Origin of the sequence: Wolbachia endosymbiont of Madathamugadia hiepei (assembly GCF_013366855.1) — a bacterium.
Taxonomy (GTDB): Bacteria; Pseudomonadota; Alphaproteobacteria; order Rickettsiales; family Anaplasmataceae; genus Wolbachia.
Genome location: NZ_WQMP01000121.1, coordinates 1 through 3165 on the forward strand (window position 1 = coordinate 1; position 3165 = coordinate 3165).

The 3165-nt window shown below is 36.7% G+C and carries 2 protein-coding genes and 1 pseudogene; all 3 read right to left on the reverse strand.

Features of this window, described 5'->3' with window-relative positions:
* Positions 1 to 117: 117 nt before the first annotated feature.
* Positions 118 to 516, reverse strand: a pseudogene (locus GO685_RS04355) (EndoU domain-containing protein); the annotation flags it as partial.
* A 57-nt stretch (positions 517 to 573) separates the two neighbouring features.
* Positions 574 to 1770, reverse strand: coding sequence for a phosphoglycerate kinase (locus GO685_RS04360; RefSeq protein WP_175937733.1), 1197 nt, complete (start codon positions 1768 to 1770; stop codon positions 574 to 576).
* A gap of 26 nt (positions 1771 to 1796) precedes the next feature.
* Positions 1797 to 2825 carry an NAD(P)/FAD-dependent oxidoreductase gene (locus GO685_RS04365; protein ID WP_175937732.1) on the reverse strand — a complete coding sequence of 343 codons (1029 nt, stop codon included), beginning with the start codon at positions 2823 to 2825 and terminating at the stop codon, positions 1797 to 1799.
* Between the last annotated feature and the right edge of the window lie 340 nt (positions 2826 to 3165).

Here is a 3165-nt window from a genome sequence, read left to right on the forward strand (position 1 = left end):
AAAATCAAGAACTTTAGACGTGTTTTTTCTCGATTTGACAAGACTGCTGAGGTTTTTATGGGTTTTTTAAACTTCGTTGATTCTCTCATATAGCTTCTCTAAAATTTTGTTCACAGAGCCTATAGTTTCTTTTTCAATTCCGCTATTTGTAAACCAAATCTTAGTTAGTTCATCCTTGAATAACTCCAAGTCTGCATTTGGTGTGATCACTTGATGATCGAGCCTATCATATATTCCTTCTACTACTTCTTGATGTTGCGGACAATGAAGCAAAATTCTGAAATCTTCTTTATCGGGGTGTGATCCCCACTCTCCACAAACTTTTAACACTCCCCTATCAAAGTCAGTCAACTCTGGAAGTGGTGGAATGTAGTCTGGCCCCGCAGAATTTGTTTTGAAGAATGGCTCAAAATCAATTCGTGAGTTTGGATCATTGAAGTAATGATCTTTAATATAAAAAACAAATCCTATTACCGATATTATTAAGCATAAAATCAGCTTATTTTTCTTTGACATAATCACGATACAGCTTCACAAAAAAAGCTAGGGTACAAGTAACAATTTAAAAAAGCTTTAATCCGACGTTAGTTGCAGTGCAACAACTCCTGGCATTCCGTCACTACTTAGCCAGCTTAAAAACGCCCCTCCACCAGTTGAAACATACGTAAAATCTTTATCAGTAAGACCTGCAGCATTTATTGCAGATAAACTATCCCCCCCCCCTATCACGCTAGTTAATTTTCCCTCGTGTGTCAAGCGACTTACGATTTTCATCACCTCTATTGTGCCATTTGCGAAAGCTGAATGTTCAAAGACACTGATAGGTCCATTCCACAGCAGAGTTTTGCTGCTTGCTATTACACTGCTTATCGTGCTCAAGGTTTTAGGTCCGATATCCAAAATTACATCATCATCCAAAATGGATTCGGTGTTTCTTAAAACGCCAGTGCTGTAAACAGAATTTACTGCAACCAAAGCATCTTCAGGCACAATTATTTTGCAATTGTTTTTATTTGCTGTTTCAATAACACTATGAAGAAAATCATCAACGTCACTTTGAAAGAAAGATTTGCCGATATTCACTCTATTGAACAACAAAAAGTTATTAGCAATCGCACCACCAAGGACCAGATAATCGACCTTTTCTGCTAGCTTTATAAGCATTTTTATTTTAGTTGATATTTTAGCTCCCCCAACTATCGCAGTAATAGGTTTAGCGTCAAATGATATGGCTTTTTCAAGATACTTTAGCTCATCTTGTAAGCAAAATCCTGCATAGGAAGGCAAAAATTCTGTAATGCGTGAAATAGAAGCGTGGGCTCTGTGAGAGCAAGAAAATGCATCATTTACATATATATCTGCTAGTGATGCTAGTTGTTTAGCAAAATTCGAGTCATTCTGCTCCTCTCCTTTATAAAACCTCAGATTTTCCAGTAATATTACATTCCCTCCGTCCATCTCATTTACTGCTTTTTGCACTTTTTCGCCAATGCAATCATTGACAAACTTTACCTTTTTATTTAATAGCTGCGATAAAGTTTCAACTATGTTTTTTAGTGACAAACTATCGTTTTTGGCTTTTGGGCGTCCAAAATGTGATATAATAACGACCTTTGCGCTTGCATTTACCAAATGCTGAATAGTAGGCAATGCTCTCAAAATACGAGTGGCGTCATGAACCTTTTCATTTTTTACAGGAACATTAAAGTCAACCCTGAGTAAGACAGTTTTATCGTGAAAATCACAATTCTCTATGCTAGACACATTCATCATAAAACTAAGGAGCTATAAAATCACTATACAGTAGTTTGACCTAAAGTAAATCGCTTGTGCGCCATCTTTGAAGTTGAGTATTGAAAATTAACTGGAGAATTGCGGATCACTTTGTGTATGTCATAACAAGCCATAGCGCTCTCAGCAAAGCCATTTAGTATCAACTTTAGTTTGCCTGAGTAAGTAGCTATATCTCCGATTGCATATATCCTATCTCTACTGGTTCTAAGTGTAGCCTGATCAACAACTATACGGCTGTGTTCTAACTGTATGCCCCAATTATTTATCGGACCCAAATTCATTGACAGCCCAAAAAATGGCAGTAAAAAATCAGCGGATATTTCTTTTTCTTCCTTGGAGGTGATGTTTTTCACTATCACTGCACTCAATTGCCCATTATTTCCAGCTAGTTCGTGTAATTGATATGGCGTTACGAGTTCTATTTTTCCACTGCTTTCAAGTAATTCCAATTCATTTCTAGTTTTGGCAACACAACGAAATTCCTTTCTTCGATGTATCACATGAATTTTCTTTGCAACTTTAGAGAGCTCTATGGTCCAATCAGCCGCAGAATCCCCTCCTCCTGCAATGACTATAGTTTTATCCTGGAAATCAGAAATTTTATTTACGCTATAAAATACAGATTTATTTTCATATTCTAGTATACCGCCAAGGGGTGGGCGATTAGGTTCAAACATTCCATTACCTGCAGCAATGATAATAGCTTTGCATTTCACTTCTGTACCTATGTTCGTTATTACAGTAAAGTTTTGACCGTTGTTATCCGAGATTTTTTCCACCTTTTGACTTAAGTGGTAAACGGGCTCAAATGGCGAAGCTTGCTCGATTAATTGTTCAATTAGCTTTTGAGCAGTAATTATAGGATAACCAGGTATATCGTATATCGGTTTTTCTGGGTAAAGAGCGGTACATTGCCCTCCCGCTTGATCCAAAACATCTATGATATGACATTTCATATCGAGCATTCCCGCTTGAAAAGCAGTGAATATTCCAACAGGTCCTGCACCTATTATTACAATGTCAGTTTCCATATCAGGTGATAATTTATTTAAATATTAGCTTTCTTTGCGAGCAAGGTCAATCGCTTACAAATATCAGATTCTCACATAGTTTTTAACAGCACGCTAGGCACATGCCCAATATAAAAAAACTGCTTGACAACCTTCACCAACCTTGTTATTATGAGACTGAAGCTATTTGTTTATCTTCGCAATCTGTGCAGGTTAATGACAAAAAACTTAGGGTATTTGGCGTTTCATGTTTAAATTTTTGTACTATTTGTACCTCACGTCTTTTTAAAACTTCTGGTTTTTACCTATAAAAGCTGAAACGCGCTTATAAGTCGTTTAAGACAGTATAGAACGTCAAATA

Coding starts and splice junctions, on each gene's coding strand:
- GO685_RS04360 (WP_175937733.1), bottom strand. CDS start 1,770: ATGAATGTGTCTAGCATAGAGAATTGTGATTTTCACGATAAAACTGTC.
- GO685_RS04365 (WP_175937732.1), bottom strand. CDS start 2,825: ATGGAAACTGACATTGTAATAATAGGTGCAGGACCTGTTGGAATATTC.